The 20,615-nt window shown below is 71.6% G+C and carries 21 protein-coding genes and 1 tRNA gene; 11 read left to right on the forward strand and 11 right to left on the reverse strand.

Features of this window, described 5'->3' with window-relative positions; all coding sequences use genetic code 11:
• Positions 1 to 136: 136 nt before the first annotated feature.
• Both SCNRRL3882_RS23745 and SCNRRL3882_RS23750 read right to left on the reverse strand, forming a co-directional pair.
• Positions 137 to 1,177, reverse strand: a complete 1,041-nt coding sequence (locus tag SCNRRL3882_RS23745; protein WP_040902691.1) for a P1 family peptidase — start codon at positions 1,175 to 1,177, stop codon at positions 137 to 139.
• 218 nt (positions 1,178 to 1,395) lie between these two features.
• Entirely contained in the window at positions 1,396 to 2,649 is a 1,254-nt protein-coding gene (locus tag SCNRRL3882_RS23750; protein ID WP_040902690.1) for a low temperature requirement protein A, read from the reverse strand.
• A gap of 77 nt (positions 2,650 to 2,726) precedes the next feature.
• Between SCNRRL3882_RS23750 and SCNRRL3882_RS23755 the strand changes: the two genes are divergently transcribed.
• A complete protein-coding gene (locus tag SCNRRL3882_RS23755; protein WP_010035397.1) occupies positions 2,727 to 2,906 on the forward strand; it encodes a hypothetical protein in 180 nt (59 codons plus the stop codon).
• 7 nt (positions 2,907 to 2,913) lie between these two features.
• Here SCNRRL3882_RS23755 and mscL read toward each other — a convergent pair whose 3' ends face one another.
• The 6 genes from mscL to SCNRRL3882_RS23785 all read right to left on the reverse strand — a co-directional run bounded on the left by mscL (position 2,914) and on the right by SCNRRL3882_RS23785 (position 8,710).
• Positions 2,914 to 3,372, reverse strand: coding sequence for a large conductance mechanosensitive channel protein MscL (gene mscL, locus SCNRRL3882_RS23760; RefSeq protein WP_010035395.1), 459 nt, complete (start codon positions 3,370 to 3,372; stop codon positions 2,914 to 2,916).
• 120 nt (positions 3,373 to 3,492) lie between these two features.
• Positions 3,493 to 4,113: a hypothetical protein gene (locus SCNRRL3882_RS23765; protein WP_231911166.1), complete on the reverse strand. Its 621-nt coding sequence runs from the start codon at positions 4,111 to 4,113 to the stop codon at positions 3,493 to 3,495.
• Positions 4,114 to 4,282: 169 nt separating this feature from the next.
• Positions 4,283 to 5,143: an S-methyl-5'-thioadenosine phosphorylase gene (locus SCNRRL3882_RS23770; RefSeq protein ID WP_010035387.1), complete on the reverse strand. Its 861-nt coding sequence runs from the start codon at positions 5,141 to 5,143 to the stop codon at positions 4,283 to 4,285.
• A 77-nt stretch (positions 5,144 to 5,220) separates the two neighbouring features.
• Complete coding sequence (locus SCNRRL3882_RS23775) at positions 5,221 to 5,532, reverse strand: FmdB family zinc ribbon protein (protein WP_029180856.1); 312 nt, start codon at positions 5,530 to 5,532, stop codon at positions 5,221 to 5,223.
• Positions 5,533 to 5,599: 67 nt separating this feature from the next.
• Complete coding sequence (locus SCNRRL3882_RS23780; protein WP_010035383.1) at positions 5,600 to 6,913, reverse strand: MFS transporter; 1,314 nt, start codon at positions 6,911 to 6,913, stop codon at positions 5,600 to 5,602.
• A gap of 267 nt (positions 6,914 to 7,180) precedes the next feature.
• The gene (locus tag SCNRRL3882_RS23785; RefSeq protein WP_010035379.1) at positions 7,181 to 8,710 is read right to left on the reverse strand and encodes a potassium/proton antiporter; all 1,530 of its coding nucleotides are present in this window, start codon (positions 8,708 to 8,710) and stop codon (positions 7,181 to 7,183) included.
• A 238-nt stretch (positions 8,711 to 8,948) separates the two neighbouring features.
• Here SCNRRL3882_RS23785 and SCNRRL3882_RS23790 point away from each other — a divergent pair, with 238 nt between their 5' ends.
• Positions 8,949 to 11,771, forward strand: a complete 2,823-nt coding sequence (locus tag SCNRRL3882_RS23790) for a penicillin acylase family protein (RefSeq protein WP_102514852.1) — start codon at positions 8,949 to 8,951, stop codon at positions 11,769 to 11,771.
• 60 nt (positions 11,772 to 11,831) lie between these two features.
• Here SCNRRL3882_RS23790 and SCNRRL3882_RS23795 read toward each other — a convergent pair whose 3' ends face one another.
• On the reverse strand, positions 11,832 to 12,455 hold the full coding sequence (locus SCNRRL3882_RS23795) for a 5-formyltetrahydrofolate cyclo-ligase (RefSeq protein WP_029180855.1): 624 nt from the start codon (positions 12,453 to 12,455) through the stop codon (positions 11,832 to 11,834).
• 93 nt (positions 12,456 to 12,548) lie between these two features.
• Between SCNRRL3882_RS23795 and galU the strand changes: the two genes are divergently transcribed.
• The 8 genes from galU (at position 12,549) to SCNRRL3882_RS23835 (ending at position 18,619) form a co-directional block, all read left to right on the forward strand.
• Positions 12,549 to 13,451, forward strand: a complete 903-nt coding sequence (gene galU / locus SCNRRL3882_RS23800) for a UTP--glucose-1-phosphate uridylyltransferase GalU (RefSeq protein WP_010035372.1) — start codon at positions 12,549 to 12,551, stop codon at positions 13,449 to 13,451.
• 4 nt (positions 13,452 to 13,455) lie between these two features.
• Positions 13,456 to 14,793 (forward strand): gephyrin-like molybdotransferase Glp, encoded by a 1,338-nt coding sequence (gene glp / locus SCNRRL3882_RS23805; protein WP_010035369.1) that lies wholly within the window; start codon positions 13,456 to 13,458, stop codon positions 14,791 to 14,793.
• 62 nt (positions 14,794 to 14,855) lie between these two features.
• Positions 14,856 to 15,350: a cyclic pyranopterin monophosphate synthase MoaC gene (gene moaC, locus SCNRRL3882_RS23810; protein WP_029180854.1), complete on the forward strand. Its 495-nt coding sequence runs from the start codon at positions 14,856 to 14,858 to the stop codon at positions 15,348 to 15,350.
• Positions 15,347 to 15,847 (forward strand): MogA/MoaB family molybdenum cofactor biosynthesis protein, encoded by a 501-nt coding sequence (locus SCNRRL3882_RS23815; protein ID WP_010035362.1) that lies wholly within the window; start codon positions 15,347 to 15,349, stop codon positions 15,845 to 15,847. The genes moaC and SCNRRL3882_RS23815 overlap by 4 nt, the downstream gene beginning before the upstream one ends.
• A gap of 26 nt (positions 15,848 to 15,873) precedes the next feature.
• Positions 15,874 to 16,491 carry a GNAT family N-acetyltransferase gene (locus SCNRRL3882_RS23820; RefSeq protein ID WP_010035359.1) on the forward strand — a complete coding sequence of 206 codons (618 nt, stop codon included), beginning with the start codon at positions 15,874 to 15,876 and terminating at the stop codon, positions 16,489 to 16,491.
• 172 nt (positions 16,492 to 16,663) lie between these two features.
• The gene (gene glpR, locus SCNRRL3882_RS23825; protein ID WP_010035357.1) at positions 16,664 to 17,869 is read left to right on the forward strand and encodes a gephyrin-like molybdotransferase receptor GlpR; all 1,206 of its coding nucleotides are present in this window, start codon (positions 16,664 to 16,666) and stop codon (positions 17,867 to 17,869) included.
• A gap of 83 nt (positions 17,870 to 17,952) precedes the next feature.
• A tRNA-Ala gene (locus SCNRRL3882_RS23830) sits at positions 17,953 to 18,026 on the forward strand.
• A 149-nt stretch (positions 18,027 to 18,175) separates the two neighbouring features.
• Positions 18,176 to 18,619 carry a hypothetical protein gene (locus SCNRRL3882_RS23835; RefSeq protein WP_010035356.1) on the forward strand — a complete coding sequence of 148 codons (444 nt, stop codon included), beginning with the start codon at positions 18,176 to 18,178 and terminating at the stop codon, positions 18,617 to 18,619.
• 7 nt (positions 18,620 to 18,626) lie between these two features.
• On the opposite strand, the gene SCNRRL3882_RS23840 is transcribed toward SCNRRL3882_RS23835, so the two are convergent.
• A complete protein-coding gene (locus tag SCNRRL3882_RS23840) occupies positions 18,627 to 19,115 on the reverse strand; it encodes a GNAT family N-acetyltransferase (protein WP_010035355.1) in 489 nt (162 codons plus the stop codon).
• 60 nt (positions 19,116 to 19,175) lie between these two features.
• On the opposite strand from SCNRRL3882_RS23840, the gene SCNRRL3882_RS23845 reads away from it, so the two are divergent.
• Complete coding sequence (locus SCNRRL3882_RS23845) at positions 19,176 to 19,979, forward strand: exodeoxyribonuclease III (protein ID WP_029180852.1); 804 nt, start codon at positions 19,176 to 19,178, stop codon at positions 19,977 to 19,979.
• Here SCNRRL3882_RS23845 and SCNRRL3882_RS23850 read toward each other — a convergent pair.
• Entirely contained in the window at positions 19,897 to 20,613 is a 717-nt protein-coding gene (locus SCNRRL3882_RS23850) for a MerR family transcriptional regulator (RefSeq protein ID WP_231911167.1), read from the reverse strand. The genes SCNRRL3882_RS23845 and SCNRRL3882_RS23850 overlap by 83 nt on opposite strands.
• Positions 20,614 to 20,615: the final 2 nt, after the last annotated feature.

The raw sequence follows: 20,615 nt of genomic DNA on the forward strand, positions 1-20,615 counted from the left end.
GTCCGCTCCAGTACGTGGGTGAAGAGGGGCCGGGCGGCCGGTCGGGTTCCGTCCGACCGCCATGAGCGACATCACCGTTACAGGCCCGGGACAATGTCCGGCGCCGCTGTGGAGCCGCTGTGCGGCGCCCATCCGCTCAGCGGCCCGCGTACAACTCCCGGTACGACGGCCACGCCCCGCCCGGACCGTCGACCGGCTCCGCGGCGCGCACGGCCCGCACGATCGCCCGGGTCACGACGTCCGCGCCCGCGGCGAGGATCTCGTTGAGGGCGAGCGGGTTCGCGGCGTCCAGGGCGCGGTCTCCGGTCGCCAGCGCGAACACCGTGTCCCCGTCGTTGAGGAGGTGCACCGGCCGCACCGCGCGGGCGATGCCGTCGTGTGCCGTGCCGGCCAGCTTCTGCGCCTGCGCCTTCGACAGGTCCGCGTCCGTGGCGACCACCGCCAGCGTCGTGTTGAGCGGCGGAGGCGCGCTCCTCGCGGCCGTCTCGGCGAGGCGCCGCCGCGCGGCCTCGTGCACCTCCGCCTCCGGGTACTCCACCCGCCCCTGGAACAACTCCCCGTACAGCACCCCCGTCTCCGGATCCAGCACCGACCCCGCCGCGTTGGCCACCACCAGCGCGGCCACCGTGATCCCCGAGCCGAGCACGGTGCTCGCGCCGCCGACGCCGCCCTTCACCACTCCGACCACCGCCCCCGTGCCGGCGCCCACACAGCCCTCGGGCACCGGCGCGCCGAACGCGCTCGCCGCGGCCGCCTCGACCGCCGCGCGGCCGGTGGCCGCGTCCGGCCGGGCCCGGAAGTCGCCACCGCGTCCCAGATCGAAGACACAGGCGGCGGGCACCACCGGCACGACATGCGCCGGGTCCGCCCCGACACGGATCCCGCGCCCCCGTTCCTCCAGCCAGGCCATCACCCCCGAAGCCGAGTCGAGCCCGTACGCGCTGCCGCCGGTCAGCACGATCGCCTCGACCTTCCGCACCACGTTGCGCGGGTCGAGCGCGTCCGTCTCCTTGGTGCCGGGACCCCCGCCCCGCACGTCCACGGCGGCCACGGCCCCGCCCTCCGGGGCCAGCACCACCGTGGTGCCGGTGAGCCAGCCGTCGCCGGCGCGTGTCGCGTGCCCCACCCGCAGGCCGGAGACATCCGTCAGAGCGTCCACCAGAGCGTCAACTGTCATGCCGCCCAGTCTCGTCCAGACCCCGGCCCTCACGGGCGCACCCAGCCGGCCGACGCCGCCGGCCTGCACGCGGGGCTTCGCGGGCGCTGTCGTGGGGCCGGTGTGGTCGGCCCGGAGGGGGGCGGGACTTCGCGGGCGCTTTCACTCGGTCGCCCGTCCGTGGCCGATGCGGCCGGCCGGCCCGGCTCCCGGGGACGCGGGACGAACTCGCGGGCCCCTCACCCGGCCGTCGGCGCTGCCTGCCCGCCGGCCCGGGCGGTCCTGCGCAGGGCCAGGGTCTCTCCCGCCACCACCGACAGCGCGCAGACCACGCCCGCCGCGAGCACCGCCCAGTCGTCGAGGAACGTGCAGCAGATCACCAGCAGTGCCGTCGTCGGCAGCACCAGCTGCTGGGCGATCCCCGACTTGAAGTGGCGCGAGTGCAGGGCCCACAAGGTCAGCAGATACAAGGCCGTCGGCAGGGTCACCGCGGCCGACGCCGCCAGCGTGGAGATGTGCGCCTTGCCGACCGTCTGCTCCACCGCCACCTCCAGCCCGGCCCCGACCGCGGCCGCCGAGGCGAAGACCAGGTAGTGGCCGTAGCCCCAGAGGAACGCCTGCCGGTTGGACCGCAGATGGTCGTGGATGGGGACCACGAAGTAGACCCACCACGCGGCGAAGATGATCAGCAGCCCGCCCGCCGCGATGGGGAGGAGCTCGCCCAGGGCGTCGTTCTCGTCGACGCCCGACTTCACGGCGACCGTGGCCGCGGCGATCGTCTCGCCGAGCACGATGATGGTGAACAGTCCGTACCGCTCGGCGATATGGCGCGGATGCCAGGACGTGGGACGGTCCTTCTCCGCCCACGGCGGCACACACATCTCCAGCAGCGCCATCACCAGGAACCACCAAGGCCGGGCCCCCTCGGGCAGGAACAGCAGCCCCAGCCAGCCGACCTGGCACGCCAGCACGCCACCGGCGTAGCGCAGGGCCGTCGTCCGCTCCGGGCCCTCGCTGGAGCGGGCCGCCCGCAGCCACTGCGCCGCCAGGGCGAGCCGCATGATCAGGTAGCCCAGCCAGACCACGAAGAACTCGTGCTCCTCGAACGCCCGGGAGACCCCCGCCGCGAGGACCAGCACCCCCGCGATCTGCACCAGCGTGACGACCCGGTAGAGCACGTCGTCGTTGTCGTACGCCGAGGCGAACCATGTGAAGTTCATCCACGCCCACCACAGGGCGAAGAACACCATCGCGTAGTCGAGGATCCCCTCGCCCGCATGTCCCTCGGCGACGGAGTGCACCAGCTGGATGCCCGCCTGGGCCACGGCCACGACGAAGCACAGGTCGAAGAAGAGCTCCAGCGGCGAGGCCGTCCGGTGCGCCTCGTCGCGTCCACGGGCCCTGAGGCTGCGCAGCGGCCCCCGGCTGCCGGGCACGCCGGAGGGGACGGGCGCACCGGAGGGGACGGGCGGGGGAGTGGGGCTGGACGTCATGGTTCCCAGCACAACAGAAGGCGCGGGGATTTTCTCCGCGAATTCCTCCGCTTCCTCCGCGACCGTACCCTGGACGCATGAGCACCGCCCCCGACCCCGAGCCGCGCGCGCCGAAGCCCGCGCTGGTCTTCGACGACCCGCTCGACCAGCAGTCCTCCGACGACACCGACCGCGGCTGGGGCGAGCGCTCCGACGCCGGTGGCGGCGCGGCCGACCTCAAGCGCTTCCTCGACGAGAAGCCGCCCCACCACCTCTGAGCCGGCCCTACCGCCGATCGTGCCCGGAGCCGCGCTGTGCGACCAGCGCGTCGCGGATCTCCTTCAGCACCTCCAGCTCGGTCACCTCGATGACCTCCTGGGTGCCCTCCTTGGCCTTGCGGCGGGCCTCCAGCCGGCCCAGGTACTTCGCCATGGGCAGGACCATCAGGAAGTAGACGACCGCCGCGGTGATCACGAAGCTCAGCGTGGCGCCGAGGACGGAGCCCCACAGGATCCGGATGCCCTGCTCGCCCTCGCACGTCGAGCTCAGACACGAGCTGTAGTGGTCGAGGTTCTTGGTCCCGATGGCCCCGACGACGGGGTTGATGATCCCCTTCACCACGGCGTTGACGATGTTGGTGAACGCGGCGCCGATCACCACCGCCACCGCCAGATCGACGACGTTCCCGCGCATCAGGAAGGCCTTGAAGCCCTCCCAGACGCTCGGATCCTTCTTCTCGCTCACCCCGGGGTCTCTCCTCGCACGAGCAGCTTGCGGAACAAAACGCTCCGCAACCTACGTCAACGTTGCGCCGAACGGACCACCTGGGTCCCTCGAACGAGCGACTTGACGCGATCAGGTACGTCACCACAGTGTCACCGCCAACCGCGCGGTGGCGCTCGCACCGGCGAGCCGGGCCGCCGTCGCACGCGGCACCGACAGCACGACCAGCGCCCCTGCGTCGCTCGCGCCCTCCAGCGGCTCCGGCACCTTCGTCACCCTGGCCCCGCGTGCGACCACCCGGGCATCGCCGCCCGACACCGTCTCCTCGGCGGCGATGACGTCGACCCGGTCGCCGGGCCGCAGCAGCCGCACGGTGGCCGCGTCGGCGATCCGGACCGGGGCCGTCACCGCCCCCACGGCACGACGCGTCCGCACGGGCTGCTCCCCGGACACCGCCGTGTGCGCGGGGGGCTGGGCCCGGGGATGCCCACGGGCCCCTTCGGAGCCCCGCGGTCCCGCCGCGACCAGCGCGGTCGCGGTGACCGCGAGTCCCACGGCCAGGGCCCGCCGCCGGTTCCGTACGAGCCGGCCGACCCGGCCGCCGCGCACCCGTACGGGGTCGAACCGCGGCACCTCACGCGCCGCCGGCACCTCGGGGCCGGGCGGGCATGCGGCAACAGACCAAGAAGGCAGGGCGAGGAAAGAGGAAAAGGAGGGAGAGGGAGAGGGAGAAGAGGGAGACGGAGACGGATCGAGGGACATGGGGAACCACCACCTGTGACGAGCGACCGGCTTGCGCTCCCCACGATGGGGCCTCGCGCCACAGCCCGCTCAGGCCTGTGGACCTGCCACCGCCCTGTGGACAACTCCCTCACCCGAACGGCAACTTCCGCCTACCGCAGCTTCCGCTACCGCCTACCGCAGCTTCCGCCTACGGCAACGCGAACCCCGGATCCATCCCGCCCAGCGCATTCACGCACAGACAGCCCCGCTCGTCCTCCCCCGGCAACCCCGCCACCGCGTCGAACAGCACGCCCCGCAGCCGGTCCACATTGGCCGCGAACACCCGCAGCACCTCGTCGTGCGAGACGCCCTCCCCGGTCTCGGCTCCGGCGTCGAGGTCGGTGACCAGGGTCAGGGACGTGTAGCAGAGCTCCAGCTCGCGGGCGAGCGCCGCCTCGGGATGGCCGGTCATACCCACCACCGACCAGCCCTGCGCCTGGTGCCACAACGATTCGGCACGGGTCGAGAAGCGCGGCCCCTCGACGACGACCAGCGTGCCGCCGTCCACCGGCTCCCAGTCCCGCCCGCGCGCCGCCTTCAGCGCGACGGCCCGCCCGGCGGGGCAGTAGGGGTCGGCCAGCGACACGTGCACCACGTTGGGCACCGTGCCGTCGGGCAGCGGAAGCCCGTCGAAGTACGTGTTCGCGCGGGACTTGGTCCGGTCGACCAGCTGGTCCGGCACCAGCAGCGTGCCCGGCCCGTACTCGGGACGCAGTCCGCCGACGGCACAGGGGGCGAGCACCTGGCGCACGCCGACCGACCGCAGCGCCCACAGGTTGGCCCGGTAGTTGATCCGGTGCGGCGGCAGATGGTGGCCCCGTCCGTGCCGGGGCAGGAAGGCGACGCGCCGGCCGGCGACCTCGCCGAGGAAGAGGGAGTCGCTGGGCGGCCCGTACGGGGTGTCGACCTGGACCTCGGTCACGTCGTCGAGGAAGGAGTAGAACCCGGAGCCGCCGATGACGCCGATCCCGGCGTCCCCCTTGTTCGTCACGTTCGCCTTGTTCACCATGCCCGCACCCTAACCGCACGCGGAAACGCCGAGGACCCCGTCGCCGAAAGGCGACAGGGTCCCGTAAGAAACAGGCCTTATGCGGCGGTGGTGCTGCTCGTGGAGCTGCCGGTGCTCGACGACGAGCTCGAACCGGAGCCAGAGCCGGAGCCGGAGTCGGAGGACGACGAGGAGCTCGACGACTTCGACGCCGGGGTGCTGCTCGAGGAGGAGCCGCGGCTGTCGTTCCGGTAGAAGCCGGAGCCCTTGAAGACAATGCCGACCGCCGAGAACACCTTCTTCAGGCGGCCCTTGCAGCTGGGGCACTCGGTGAGGGCGTCGTCGGTGAACTTCTGCACCGCCTCGAGGCCCTCGCCGCACTCGGTGCACTGGTACTGGTAGGTGGGCACTGTCTTCCTCCTGGCACTCTCACTCGATGAGTGCTAACGACGATCCATCTTGACGTATTCCGGCCGTTCAGTCCACTGCCACCGGCACGCGGTGACCCACGCCACGTGCGACGGTGCGGCCCTGGGCGCGTCCCGCCAGCCGGGAACGCAGGGCCAGGAGGGTCGCCAGGGCGAGCACGGTGCCGCCCATCGGCACCAGGAAACCGGCGCCGTCCCGGAAGCGGTCCTCCAGCTGCCCGGCGACCGTGACGGCGGCCGCCTGGCCGAGCGCCACCGCGCCGGTCAGCCAGGTGAAGGCCTCGGTGCGGGCACCGGCCGGGACCAGGCCCTCGACCAGGGTGTAGCCGGTGATCAGGGCGGGCGCGATGCACATGCCGACCAGCAGGCCGAGACCGGCGAGGACCGGCACCGAGTGGGCGGCCCACAGACCCGACGCGGCGAGCGCGAGTGCCGTGTAGCCCACGACGAGGCGCCGCTGCGGGGCCGCCTTCCAGGCGATCGCGCCGCAGACGACGCCGGAGAGCATGTTGCCCGCGGCGAAGACCCCGTAGAGGACGCCGTTGAGGCCCGGTTCGCCGATCGACTCGGTGAACGCGGCCAGCGAGACCTGCATACCGCCGAAGACGGACCCGATGCCCAGGAACGTCACGATCAGCACGCGCACCCCGGGGATCCGCAGCGCGGAAGCGTGCTCCACGCGCGCGTGGCCGCTGCCGCCCCCGACCGAGGGCTGGGTGCTCTTCTGCGCGGCGAACAGCAGACCGCCGATCAGGGTCAGCGAGGCCTCCGTGACCAGGCCGGCGGCCGGGTCGACGGCCGTGCACAGGGCGGTGGCCAGCAGCGGGCCGACCACGAAGGTCAGTTCGTCCGTGACGGACTCGAAGGCCGCCGCGGTGGTCATCAGTGGCGAGTCCTTCAGCTTCACGCCCCAGCGGGCCCGCACCATGGGCCCGACCTGCGGCACCGAGGCACCGGTCGGGACGGCCGCCGCGAACACCGCCCACAGGGGGGCGTCCAGCAGCGCCAGCGACGTCAGCGTCAGCCCGGACAGCGCGTGCAGCAGCACGCCGGGGATCAGCACGGCCCGCTGCCCGTAGCGGTCGGCGAGGCGGCCGCTGTAGGGAGCGAACAGCGCCATGGAGACACCGGTGACGGCCGCGGCGGCGCCCGCCGCTCCGTAGGAGCCGGTGGTGTGCTGCACCAGCAGCACGATGGAGATCGTCAGCATCGCGAACGGCTGGCGTGCCGCGAAGCCGGGGAGCAGGAACGTCCAGGCGCCGCGGGTGCGCAGCAGCCGTCCGTATCCCGGGCGGGCGGAAGCCGTCGAGTTCTTCGAGGTCATCGAGTTCTTCGACGTCTTCGAGGTGACCGTGGACGCCACGGCCCGTGCCTTTCTGCCGCCTGGTAGCGCGGGCCCGCGGACGGGCGGCGCCGAGAGCTGTCCTCTTGCGCGGAACTGCGGTAGATGCCGGGGCCCGGTGAGGAGGGGCGACCCGACCGCCATACGGTCGCGCCAGCTCTGCGTCAGGCAGAGTTGGTTCGATCTGGGTAACGCCTTCATCGTACAGGGATCAAGGGGTGTGTGCCTGTGAAAGTGAGCACCATGGGCCCGTCCACCCCGCAAATCCCAAAAGGTGCGAAACGCCCTTCAGTGGCTCGCCGCGTCCGTCCCCAGCCAGCCGGCCAGCTTGCCGCCGCGCCCCACGGCCCGCAGCCGGCTCTCGGTCGCGTCCCGGACGGGGTCCGTGGCGACGACGAGGAGTTCGTCGCCCCGTTGCAATATCGTCGTCGGCAGCGGCACGAAGGACTCGCCCCCGCGCACGATGAGCGTCACGGCCGCGCCGTGCGGCAGCCGCAGCTCGGCCACCTCCACGCCGTGCATCTTCGACCCGTCGGGGATCGCCACGGACAGCAGATGCCCGCGCAGCCGCTCCAGCGGGGCCGACTCGATGCCGAGGTCGGCGGCCTCCGAACCGTCCCCGAGGCGCAGCTTGCGGCCCAGCCAGGGCAGCGTCGGGCCCTGGACCAGGGTGTAGACGACGACCAGCACGAAGACGATGTTGAAGATCCGGCGGCTGGCGTCGACGCCCTCCACCATCGGGATGGTCGCCAGGATGATGGGCACGGCTCCGCGCAGCCCCGCCCAGGACATCAGGGTCTGCTCCTGCCACGGCACCCGGAACGGCGACAGGCAGACCACCACGCTCAGCGGACGCGCCACCATGGTGAGCACCAGCCCGATGACGAGCGCGGGCACGATGTCGTCGCCCAGCTCGTGCGGGGTGACCAGCAGGCCGAGCAGGACGAACATGCCGATCTGGGCCATCCAGCCGAGCCCGTCGGCGAAGCCGCGCGTGGCCGGCCAGTGCGGCAGCCGCGCGTTGCCCATCACCATCGCGGCGAGGTACACCGCGAGGAATCCGCTGCCGTGGGCCAGCGCACCCGCCGCGTACGCCACCACGGCGATGGCCATGACGGCGATCGGATAGAGGCCGGAGGCCGGCAGCGCCACGTGCCGCAGCCCCCAGGAGCCGAGCCAGCCCACCGCGAGCCCGATGGCCGCGCCGATGGCCAGCTCCAGCAGGATCACGCCCAGCAGCACGTACCAGTGCTCGGCCGGGCCCGCCGTGGACAGCGAGACCACGAGGATGACCACCGGGGCGTCGTTGAAGCCGGACTCCGCCTCCAACGTGCCCGTCACGCGCGCGGGGAGGGGGATTTTCCGCAGCACGGAGAACACGGCCGCCGCGTCGGTCGAGGAGACGACCGCCCCGATGATGAGCGCCTGCCGCCACTCCAGCCCGATCAGGTAGTGCGCGGCCGACGCCGTGACCCCGACGCTCACCGCGACACCGGCCAGCGCCAGTGCGGTGGCGGCCGGCAGGGCCGGCTTGATCTCCTTCCACTTCGTGCCCAGACCGCCCTCGGCCAGGATCACGACCAGGGCCGCGTACCCGATGACCTGGGTCAGTTCGGCGTTGTCGAAGTGGATGTCGCCGATGCCGTCCTGGCCCATGGCGACGCCTATCCCCAGATACACGAGCAGGCTGGGGAGCCCGCTGCGCGAGGAGATCCGTACCGCTGCGACGGCGACGAGCAGGACGAGCGAGCAGACGAGCAGGAGCTGGTTGAGGTGGTGAACAGTCAGCGGCCGAATCCTTCCCTGGCCCGCACGCACACGCGCGTGGGCTCACGTACATCGCACATGAAGCTGTGGCGCATCGCGCCAACTACTTCGTTACCTTACCTAACTCTTGACGATTTCTTGACGCTTGAGAGGGCAAGATCGAACGCCAGTCCGTGCCGGTTCCCGACTCCGCGTCAAGGGGCGCAAGGCCCTGCGCCTATCGTTGCTCCAGCGCTCAGTTAAAAGCACAGCCGAACCTGCCGCTCGCGTTAGGACAGCAAGGACAGCGATGCCCCCCAACACCACCGCCTCCACGGGTCAGCAGCCCGGCAAGTCCGGCAGGAGAAAGGGGCGCAAAGCCCGTCTGATCGTGCTCGTCCTGGTGCTGGCACTGATCGGAGGCCTCGCCTTCGGGGCGTACTGGTCCATCAGCACCGTCCGGGCCTCCTTCCCGCAGACCAAGGGCTCCCTCACGCTCAAGGGCCTCTCGGGACCCGTCGAGGTCAAACGCGACAACTACGGCATTCCGCAGATCTACGCCTCCTCGGACGCGGACCTGTTCATGGCGCAGGGCTACGTCCAGGCGCAGGACCGGTTCTACGAGATGGACGTACGCCGTCACATGGCGGCCGGCCGGCTGTCGGAGATGTTCGGCAAGAGCCAGGTCGACAACGACGAGTTCCTGCGCACCCTCGGCTGGGAGCGGGTCGCCAAGGAGGAGTACGACACCAAGCTGTCGGCCGCCACGAAGAAGTACCTCCAGGCCTACGCCCAGGGGGTCAACGCCTACCTCCAGGGCAAGGACGGCAAGGACATCTCCCTGGAGTACGCGGCGCTGGGCTTCACCAACGACTACAAGCCGCAGAAGTGGACCCCGGTCGACTCGATCTCCTGGCTGAAGGCGATGGCCTGGGACCTGCGCAGCAACATGCAGGACGAGATCGACCGGGCCCTGCTGACCAGCCGCCTCGGCCCCAAGCAGATCGCCGAGCTGTACCCGCAGTACCCGTACAGCCGGAACAAGGCGATCGTCCAGGAGGGCCAGTACGACGAGCTGACGGGGGCGTTCGAACAGGGCGGCACGAGCGGCACCAGCGGCACCGGTACGGGCGGCACGAGCGGAACCGGCGGCACCGCCACCGGCACGGCGGGCACGGCTTCCGGCACCTCGGGCACGGCTTCCGGCACCTCGGGCACGGCTTCCGGCACCTCGGGCCTGGACAGCCAGCTCACCGGCCTCAGCGACGCCCTGAGCGACCTCCCGCCGGCCGTCGGCGTGAACGGTGACGGCATCGGCTCCAACTCCTGGGTCGTCAGCGGGGAGCACACCATCACCGGCAAGCCGCTGCTGGCCAACGACCCGCACCTGTCGCCCTCGCTGCCGTCCGTCTGGTACCAGATGGGCCTGCACTGCCGCAGCGTCTCCAGCGCGTGCCAGTACGACGTCAGCGGCTACACCTTCGCCGGCATGCCCGGCGTGATAATCGGTCACAACCAGGACATCGCCTGGGGCATGACCAACTCCGGCGTTGACGTCACGGACCTCTACCTGGAGAAGATCACCGGCGACGGCTACCTGTACGACGGCAAGGTCAAGCCCTTCGAGACGCGCGAGGAGACCATCAAGGTCGCCGGCGGCTCGCCCAAGACGATCGTCGTCCGCGAGACCAACAACGGGCCCCTGCTGTCCGACCGTGCCGAAGAGCTCGTGAAGGTCGGCAAGAAGGCCACCGTCGACACCGCCGCACCCGACAGAGGCGACGGCTACGGTGTCGCGCTGCGCTGGACCGCGCTCCAGCCGGGCACCACCATGGACGCCGTCTTCGCCATGGACCGGGCGAAGAACTGGACCGACTTCCGCAAGGCCGCCGCGCTGTTCGACGTGCCCTCGCAGAACCTGATCTACGCGGACACCGAGGACAACATCGGCTACACCCTGCCGGGCAGGATCCCCACGCGCTCCCAGGACGACGACGGCTCCGTCCCGGCGCCCGGCTGGGACCCCAAGTACCGCTGGACCGGCTACATCGAGCAGGACGCGCTGCCGTACGAGTACAACCCGCCGCGCGGCTACATCGTCACCGCCAACCAGGCCGTGATCGACCCGGACAAGTACCCCTACACGCTCACCGAGGACTGGAGCTACGGCACGCGCAGCCAGCGGATCACCGACCTCATCCAGTCGAAGATCAAGAACGGCGGCAAGATCTCCACGGACGACATGCGCCAGATGCAGCTGGACAACAGCAGCGAGATCGCCCGGCTGCTGGTGCCCACGCTGCTGAAGATCGACCCCGGCAGCAAGGACGTGCGCGAGGCGCAGAAGCTGCTGGAGGGCTGGGACTACACCCAGGACACCGACTCGGCGGCCGCGGCCTACTTCAACGCGGTCTGGCGCAACATCCTCAAGCTCGCCTTCGGCAACAAGCTGCCCAAGGAGCTGCGGGTCAAGGGCCAGTGCCTGTGGGTGGAGCCGGTCAACACCACCGGGCCCGCCGACGAGGCGGGGAAGGTGCGCGAGTGCGGTGAGCGCGACCCCGACCAGGCGCAGCCCGACGGCGGGGACCGCTGGTTCGAGGTGGTCCGCAAGCTGATGGACCAGCCGGACAGCGACTGGTGGAAGACGCCCAAGGCGGGCACCCGCCCCGCCGCCGACAACCGCGACCAGCTGTTCAAGCGCGCGATGATCGACGCCCGCTGGGAGCTGACCGCCAAGCTCGGCAAGGACATCGACACCTGGACCTGGGGCCGGCTGCACCGCCTGTTCCTGAAGAACCAGACCCTCGGCACCGAGGGCCCCGGTTTCGTCCAGTACGCCCTCAACCGCGGCCCCTGGGAGCTCAGCGGCGGCGAGGCCACCGTCAACGCGACCGGCTGGAACGCGGCCGGCGGCTACGGCGTGGTGTGGGTGCCGTCCATGCGGATGGTCGTGAACCTCGGCGACCTCGACAAGTCCCGCTGGATCAACCTCAGCGGCGCCTCCGGGCACGCCTACAGCGCCCACTACGTCGACCAGACGGACAAGTGGGCCGACGGAGAACTGCTCCCGTGGTCCTTCTCGGACCGGGCGGTCGAGGACGGCACGACCGACAAGCTGGTGCTCAAGCCGTGAGCCGCTGACACCGGAGACCGGGAACGGCCCGCCACGCGCGCGTGGCGGGCCGTTCCCGCGTCAGGCCTCCCGCCCGAACCGCCGCACCCCCGACGGCGTCACCACCGCGTGCACCGGCCGGTCGTGCGGCTCCTCGGGGACGTGCTCGACCACCTCGGAGTCGTACAACAGCACCACCAGCGCGGGCCGCGCGCCCGCCCGCTCCAGCCGCGCCAGCACCCGGTCGTACGAGCCTCCGCCGCGCCCCAGCCGCATCCCGCGCGTGTCGACCGCCAGCCCCGGCAGCAGCACGGCGTCGGCGGTGGTGACGGCGTCCGGCCCGAGGCGCTCGCCCGCGGGCTCGAAGAGGGCCATCCGGCCGCCGTGTTGGACACGCGCGAGCGAGCCCTCACCCTCGTAGACGCCCCAGTCGAGGTCGTTGTCCGGGAGCAGCACCGGCAGCAGGACGCGCACGCCCCGGGTGCGCAACGCGTCCAGGAGCGCGAGCGTCCCCGGTTCGCTCCCCACGGAGACGTACGCCGCCACCGTGCCGGCCCGCGCCAACTCGGGCAGCTCCAGCGCCCGCCCGGCCAGCGCGGCCGACGTCTCCCGCAGGTCATCCGCCGTCAACCTGTTCCTCATCGTGAGGAAGTCGCGCCGCAAAGTCCGCTTGTCAGGCTCACCCGGACGTCCGATGTGACTCAAAGGTTGCTCCCGTACCGTTGCAATACGCTCATATGAGCGCCTATGAACCGGAGCCGCAGATTCCATGCAAAGGCACCGGATAAGGTGGCGGGCATGACTCAGTCGCACCCTCGGATCAGCAAGGCTGTCATTCCAGCAGCAGGCCTCGGCACCCGGTTCCTGCCGGCCACCAAAGCCACTCCCAAGGAGATGCTGCCGGTCGTCGACAAGCCGGCGATCCAGTACGTGGTCGAGGAGGCCGTCGCCGCGGGTCTCGACGACGTCCTCATGGTGACGGGCCGCAACAAGCGCCCCCTCGAGGACCACTTCGACCGCAACTACGAGCTGGAGTCGGCGCTTCAGAAGAAGGGCGACGCCAGCCGTCTCGCCAAGGTGCAGGAGTCGAGCGACCTCGCGACGATGCACTACGTCCGCCAGGGCGACCCCAAGGGCCTCGGCCACGCCGTGCTGTGCGCCGCCCCGCACGTGGGGCACGAGCCCTTCGCCGTCCTCCTCGGCGACGACCTGATCGACCCCCGCGACCCCCTGCTCCAGCGCATGGTCGAGGTCCAGGAGCAGCGCGGCGGCAGCGTCATCGCGCTCATGGAGGTCGCCCCGGAGCAGATCCACCTCTACGGCTGCGCGGCAGTCGAGACCACCGAGGACAGCGACGTCGTCAAGGTCAGCGGCCTGGTCGAGAAGCCGGACCCGGCCGACGCCCCGTCCAACTACGCGATCATCGGCCGCTACGTCCTCGACCCGCACATCTTCGAGATACTGCGCAAGACCGAGCCGGGCCGCGGCGGCGAGATCCAGCTCACGGACGCCCTCCAGCAGCTCGCCGAAGACGAGAAGATCGGCGGCCCGGTGCACGGCGTCGTCTTCAAGGGCCGCCGCTATGACACCGGTGACCGCGGCGACTACCTGCGTGCCATTGTCCGACTCGCGTGCGAACGTGAAGACCTGGGCCCGGACTTCCGGACCTGGCTTCGCAGTTACGTAGCCGAGGAGATGTAGCACGTTGAGCAGCGCCGCGCCCCGCGTCACCGGCCAGGACCACTTCGGCCCCGACCACCTGTGGTCGGTGGAGGAGCACCTGGAGGACATCCTCGCCACCGTCCGCCCCCTGGAACCCATCGAGCTGCATCTGCTCGACGCCCAGGGCTGCGTCCTCGTCGAGGACGTCACGGTGCCGGTGTCCCTGCCGCCCTTCGACAACAGCTCGATGGACGGCTACGCGGTGCGGGTCGCGGACGTGGCGGGCGCGAGCGAGGAGTTCCCCGCGGCCCTGGAGGTCGTCGGGGACGTCGCCGCCGGCCAGGCCGAGCTGCTCCACGTGGGCCCCGGCCAGGCCGCCCGGATCATGACCGGCGCCCCGCTGCCGCCCGGCGCCGAGGCGGTCGTGCCCGTCGAGTGGACCGACGGCGGGCTCGGCGAGGGCCCGGTGCGCGGCATGCGCGCCCGCAGCCTCGGCCCCGAGGGCGCCACCGGGCACGTGCAGGTGTACCGTCCGGCCGAGGCGCGCGCGCACGTGCGCGCGAAAGGCAGTGACGTGAAGGCCGGCGACCGTGCCCTGGAGGCCGGCACGATCCTCGGCCCGCCCCAGATCGCCCTGCTCGCCGCGATCGGCCGCGGCACGGTCCGCGTCCGCCCGCGCCCGCGCGTGGTGGTGCTCTCCACCGGCAGCGAACTCGTCCAGCCCGACGAGGAGCTGCGCACCGGTCAGATCTACGACTCCAACAGCTTCGCCCTCACCGCCGCCGCCCGCGACGCCGGCGCCATCGCCTACCGCGTGGGCGCCGTCGCCGACGACGCCGAGACCCTGCGCTCCACCATCGAGGACCAGCTGGTCCGCGCCGACCTGGTGGTCACCACCGGCGGCGTGAGCGTCGGGGCGTACGACGTCGTCAAGGAGGCCCTGTCCCACGTCGCCGACGAGGACGAGGCGGGCAGCGGCATCGAGTTCCGCAAGCTCGCCATGCAGCCCGGCAAGCCCCAGGGCTTCGGCTCCATCGGCCCCGACCACACCCCCCTGTTGGCCCTGCCCGGCAACCCGGTGTCGTCGTACGTCTCCTTCGAACTGTTCGTCCGCCCCGCGATCCGCGCCCTGATGGGGCTGGAGGACGTCCACCGGCCGACGGCCCGGGCGACCCTGACCGCCGACAAGGCGCTGACCTCGCCGAAGGGCCGCCGCCAGTTCCTGCGCGGCACGTACGCCGACGGGCGGGTCACCCCGGTCGGCGGCGCCGGGTCCCACCTGATCGCGGCGCTCGCCCACGCCGACGCGCTGATCGTCGTCCCCGAGGACACCGAGTCCGTCGAGCCCGGCACCGAGGTCGAGGTGGTCCTGCTCGGCTGAGAGGCGCTGGTTGGGGGTACCGTGTCGCGCACAGCAGGCCCGGACCGGGAGCGCCACACAGCATGAGCATGCAGGACCCCCCTACGCAGGACCGCCTGACGCACATCGACGAGGCGGGTGCCGCCCGCATGGTCGACGTGTCCGAGAAGGACGTGACCGCCCGCACCGCCCGCGCCAGCGGACGCGTCCTCGTCTCGCCCCGTGTGATCGAACTGCTGCGCGGCGAGGGCGTCCCCAAGGGTGACGCCCTCGCGACCGCGCGGATCGCCGGGATCATGGGCGCCAAACGCACCCCGGATCTGATCCCGCTCTGTCACCCCTTGTCGGTGTCCGGTGTGAAACTGGACCTGTCGGTCGCGGACGACGCGGTGGAGATCCTGGCCACCGTGAAGACGACGGACCGCACGGGCGTCGAGATGGAGGCCCTCACCGCGGTCTCCGTCGCCGCGCTCACCGTGATCGACATGGTCAAGGCGGTCGACAAGGGAGCGGTCATCACGGACGTACGGGTGGAGGAGAAGACGGGCGGCAAGTCGGGCGACTGGAGCCGGGCATGACGTACCGCGCTCTCGTCGTGACCGCTTCCAACCGGGCCGCCGCCGGGATCTACGAGGACAAGGGCGGTCCGTTGATCGCCGACGGCCTGAAAGGCTTCGGCTTCGAGGTCGATGGCCCGCAGGTCGTCCCCGACGGCGACCCCGTGGAGGCGGCTCTGCGCGCCGGTGTCGAGACCGGCTACGACGTCATCGTCACCACCGGTGGCACGGGCATCTCGCCCACCGACCGCACCCCCGAGGCGACCCGCCGCGTGATCGACCACGAGGTGCCGGGCATCGCCGAGGCCATCCGGGCGTTCGGCCGGGAGAAGGTGCCGACGGCGGCGCTCTCCCGGGGCCTGGCCGGAGTGGCGGGCGGCACGCTGATCGTCAACCTGCCCGGCTCCAGCGGCGGCGTGAAGGACGGACTGGCCGTCCTGGAACCGCTGCTGGTCCACGCCGTCGAGCAGCTCCGCGGCGGTGACCACCCCAGACCCGGCAGTGGGGGTGCGAGCTGAACAGCCCATCCTGGCCCGTCGAGCTGGTGGACGGCGACATCGTCCTCAGGCCGATAAAGCTGCGCGACCAGCGGGCGTGGCGCGAGGTCAACCGGCGCAACCGCGACTGGCTGCGCCCCTGGGAGGCGACCATTCCGCCGCCCGCGCCCGGCGGGCCGATGGCGCACCGCCCCACCTTCCGCCAGATGGTCCGCCACCTCAGGTCGGAGGCGAACGCGGGCCGGATGCTGCCCTTCGTGATCGAGTACCAGGGGCGGCTGGTGGGGCAGTTGACCGTGGCCGGAATCACCTGGGGCTCGATGTGTTCGGGGCATGTCGGCTACTGGGTGGACGAAGGGGTGGCCGGCCGCGGGGTGATGCCGACGGCGGTGGCGCTCGTCGTGGACCACTGTTTCCGCACGGTCGGGCTGCACCGCATCGAGGTCTGCATTCGCCCCGAGAACGGGCCCAGCCGCCGGGTCGTGGAGAAACTCGGATTCCGTGAGGAGGGGCTCAGGCCGCGTTATCTCCACATCGACGGGGCCTGGCGCGACCACCTCGTCTTCGCGCTCACGGCGGAAGAGGTGCCGGACGGGTTGCTGAGGCGCTGGCACCGGGCACGATCGCAGAGTAATCCCGGAATCCGGCCGCACCCCGGAAATTGAATACATGTTCGAAATTGATCGACTGGTGACCGTCTCAGGGCATTGAATTCCCGGCCTGGACGGTCCACTGATCGCATCGGTCACAAAAAAAGTTCGAAATATCAGCCAGATCGTGCGACACACCGGCGCAATTGGCAGATGGCCTCATGCAAACCCCTCTACGGTGTGAGGCGTGAGCAGCAGCGGCCTCATCTACGCAGTCATCGTCGGGGCCTGGGCCGCCTACTTGGTGCCGATGTGGCTCCGTAGGCAGGACGAGCTGAACGAGGCCCGTCCGACGGAACGCTTCAGCACCGCCATCCGGCTTCTGTCCGGAAAGGCGGCCATGGAGCGCCGGTACGCCAAGGACCTGCGGGCGCGCTCCACCGACGAGGGGGAGCAGGGCGCCGACGACCTGGACGCCGTCACCGACTCGGTGGACGTCCGGGCCTTCGCCGTGTCCAAGACGCGTCCGCAGACCCAGGTACCCGTACCGTCGCCCGCCCCCGAGCAGCCGGCCCGTCAGGCCCCCGGACCCAGCCCGGCGAGCGCCGAACGCGGACGGGGCCATGTGCCCGCCGCCCGGCGCGGCCCGGCCCCTCGGACGAACAAGGCGAACCAGGCGAACCAGGCGGCCGCAGCGCGGGCCCGGCGCTCGAAGGTGCTCGCGCGCCGTCGGCGCACCACCACCATGCTGTTCCTCGCCTTCACCCTCGGCGCGATCGTCGCCGCGGTCGGGGGCCTCACGTTCCTGTGGGCGCCCGGCGTGCCCGCCGTCATGCTCAGCGTGTACATCGCGTATCTGCGCTCCCAGGAGCGCCGCCGCTTCGCCTACCAGATGGACCGCCGCCGGGCCGAGGTCGCGGCGCAGCGGCTGCGCGAGCGGCAGCGCCAGCCCCGCAGGGGCGCCGCCGACGAGGCTGCCGACGAACCGGAGGAAGGACCCGAGCCGGCGGCCGACCCCGGCCTGTCGGCCCTCGCGGCGGACCGGCGCGCACTCGTCGAGCAGACCGACCACGCCGAGTGGGTCGACCAGCAGCGCGAGCGGCAGCGGCGGCCGGGGCAGGGCGACAGCTGGGAGCCGGTGCCGGTGCCCCTGCCGACCTATGTGACCGCACCCGTCGCACCCCGGGCCACCAGCGACGTGGACCTCGGAGCCCCTGACACCTGGAGCTCCGCGCGGTCGAGCGCCGTCCCCCCGGAGCACGAGGACGCCACGGCCCCCGCCGACAGCGCGGGCCCCGCCGAGGCTGACGCCCGCGGGCAGGAGAGGGCGGACGGCGGCGGGCGCAGTGACGCCCGCCGTGCGGCCTCCGCGCGGCGGGCCCGGGAGCGCGGCCGCACGCCGCTGTTCGACCAGTACGAGGACGGGGACCGGCCCCGGGCCGCCAACGAGTAGCCCCGCGAAGCCGCAGGTGACCGCCCCTCGGCAACGGATTTCCAAGCAGGCGGATCGGGGTGCTAAAGTTTCACTCGTTGCAAGGGCCTGTGGCGCAGTCCGGTAGCGCACCTCGTTCGCATCGAGGGGGCCAGGGGTTCAAATCCCCTCAGGTCCACGCAGCTCAGAGCCCGGTCGGGAAACCGACCGGGCTCTGACGTGTGTTCAGCGCCACCGCTTGCCCAAGCTTGGTCCGGCCGTGGATCTTCTTGGCGATCTCACCCGGATACTGGGGTATCTGGTCGGTGCGCTTGCCGCGGAGGCGCTGTGACACATCTGGTTCCGGGCATCTTCGCAGCCGTCTTCGCGGGCGCGCTGAACCTGTTCTTCGTCCGGGCGGCGTGGCTGCACTGGACCGGCTCCGGCCGGGCGCCCGACCTGCACGTCGGGTACTCCTGGAACCCGTCGGTCGTTGAGGGGCATGAACGCGGCATCGTCCCGCTCGCCGCCTCGTTCGTCTGCATGACGATCGGCATCACCGCCACCGCCGCCTCGGACGGCGCGGGGATGGCCCTGGTTCAGGTCGGTGCGATCTTCGTCCTGGGCTCGCTGCCCTTGCTGGTGCTGCACGTCACGATCGCGTGGTTCAACTGGCCGAAGGTGCTGGTGCCGCCGCACCGGCGGGGCGAGACCGGCTCGGTGACCGAGTGGTGGCGGGACCGCAGGCGGCGCGCGCCGCATGACAAGGGTCACGGGCGGGGCGGCGGCTGAGCCCCCGTCAGTCGGCGGGCCGCAGTCGCTTCGCGAAGCAGCGGCTCGACTCGTAGTGCCGGTAGTAGCCGAACTTGGCGCACGGCTCGTAGCCGCTGGACGTGTACAGGGCTATGGCCTCCGGCTGCTTGAGGCCCGTCTCCAGGACCATGCGGATGCGGCCGGCCTCGCGGGCGTCCTCCTCCAGGGCGGCCAGGATGCGCCGGGCCAGGCCCCGGCCGCGCATCTGCTCGATCACGTACATGCGCTTGACCTCGGCGTCGCCGTCCAGGTTGCCCTCGTCGTTCGCGTCCTGAGCGCGCCAGCCGCCCGAGGCGACGGGCGTGCCGTCCTCGTCGTACGCGATCAGGTAGACGCCGTTCGGCGGGGCGAAGTCCGCGGCGGCCATGACCGTGGCGTCGCCGTCGTCGCCGTAGCGGACGGCGTACTCGGCCTGGACCTGGTCGTTCAGCTTCACGGCGTCGGGGTGGTCGAAGGAGACCCGGCGTATCTGCATGACGGCTACCGTATTCGATCCGGAACTGGACCTCGTCCAGTGTGCCGGTATCGTGCCGGGGTGCTCACTGTGACCTCTGTGAATGTGAATGGGCTGCGTGCCGCCGCGAAGAAGGGCTTCGTGGAGTGGCTCGCGCAGACCGACGCCGACGTCCTGTGCCTCCAGGAGGTGCGGGCCGAGCCGGAGCAGTTGCCGGAGCACGTCCGGCACCCCGAGGGCTGGCATGTGGTGCACGCGCCCGCCGCCGCGAAGGGACGGGCCGGGGTGTCCCTGTACAGCCGGCGTGAGCCCGACCGGGTCCAGGTCGGGTTCGGGTCCGCCGAGTTCGACGGCAGCGGGCGGTACGTGGAGGCGGATCTGCCGGGGGTCACCGTCGCCTCCCTGTATCTGCCCTCGGGTGAGGTCGGGACCGAGCGGCAGGACGAGAAGGAGCGCTTCATGGGTGAGTTCCTCGCCCATCTGAAGGGGCTCCGGGAGCGGGCCGCCGCCGAGGGGCGCGAGGTGCTGGTCTGCGGCGACTGGAACATCGCCCACCAGCAGGCCGACCTGAAGAACTGGCGCGGCAACACCAAGAACTCCGGGTTCCTGCCCGAGGAGCGGGAGTGGCTCGGGCGCGTGCTCGACCCGGCCGACGGCGGGTACGTCGACGTCGTACGCGCCCTGCATCCGGACACGGAGGGCCCGTACTCGTGGTGGTCGTACCGCGGGCGGGCCTTCGACAACGACACCGGCTGGCGGATCGACTACCACGTGGCCACCCCGGGGCTCGCCGGGCGAGCGGTCAAGGGGTTCGTGGAGCGGGCGGCCACACATGCGGAGCGGTGGTCCGACCACGCGCCGGTGACCGTGGTGTACGACCGCTAGGGGGTGTCCTGCGGTCCAGGGCCAGGGACAGTTCCGCCTCCACCACGCTGCGGGCCAGCGGGCGCAGGCGGGGCAGGTCGTCCTCGGAGGCGTGGCGCAGGACCAGGCCGGTGAAGAGTTCGGCCAGGGCGTCGGCGTGGGTGCGGACCTGCTTGGCCGCGCCGAGGACCTCCGCGAGGGGGATGCCCTCGCGGACCAGGGCCGAGGAGACCTCCAGGAGACGGCGGCTGACGTGGACGATCTCGTCGCCGTCGGTGCCGAGGTAGCCGAGTTCCATCGCGGCGGCGAGGTTCTCGGGGGTCGCCTCGCCCGCGAAGTGGTCGGCGAGCTCCTCGGGGGTGAGGTGGACCGGCTCCTCCTCGGTGGGGCCGCCGACGCCGAGCAGGTCGCCGACGTCCCGGCCGTGGTCGAAGGCCTCCGCCAGCTCCGCGATGCCGCTGAGGGTGTGGCCGCGTTCCAGCAGGGCCGTGATCGTGCGCAGCCGGTTCAGGTGGTGGTCGTCGTACCAGGCGATACGGCCTTCCCGGCGGGGTGGCGGGATCAGCTTGCGTTCGCGGTAGAAGCGCAGGGTGCGCACCGTGATCCCGGCCAGGCGGGCCAGCTCTTCCATGCGGTATTCACGCTTCTCGGCCACCT

It is taken from the genome of Streptomyces chartreusis NRRL 3882 (assembly GCF_900236475.1).
In the GTDB taxonomy this organism is placed as follows: Bacteria; Actinomycetota; Actinomycetes; order Streptomycetales; family Streptomycetaceae; genus Streptomyces; species Streptomyces chartreusis_D.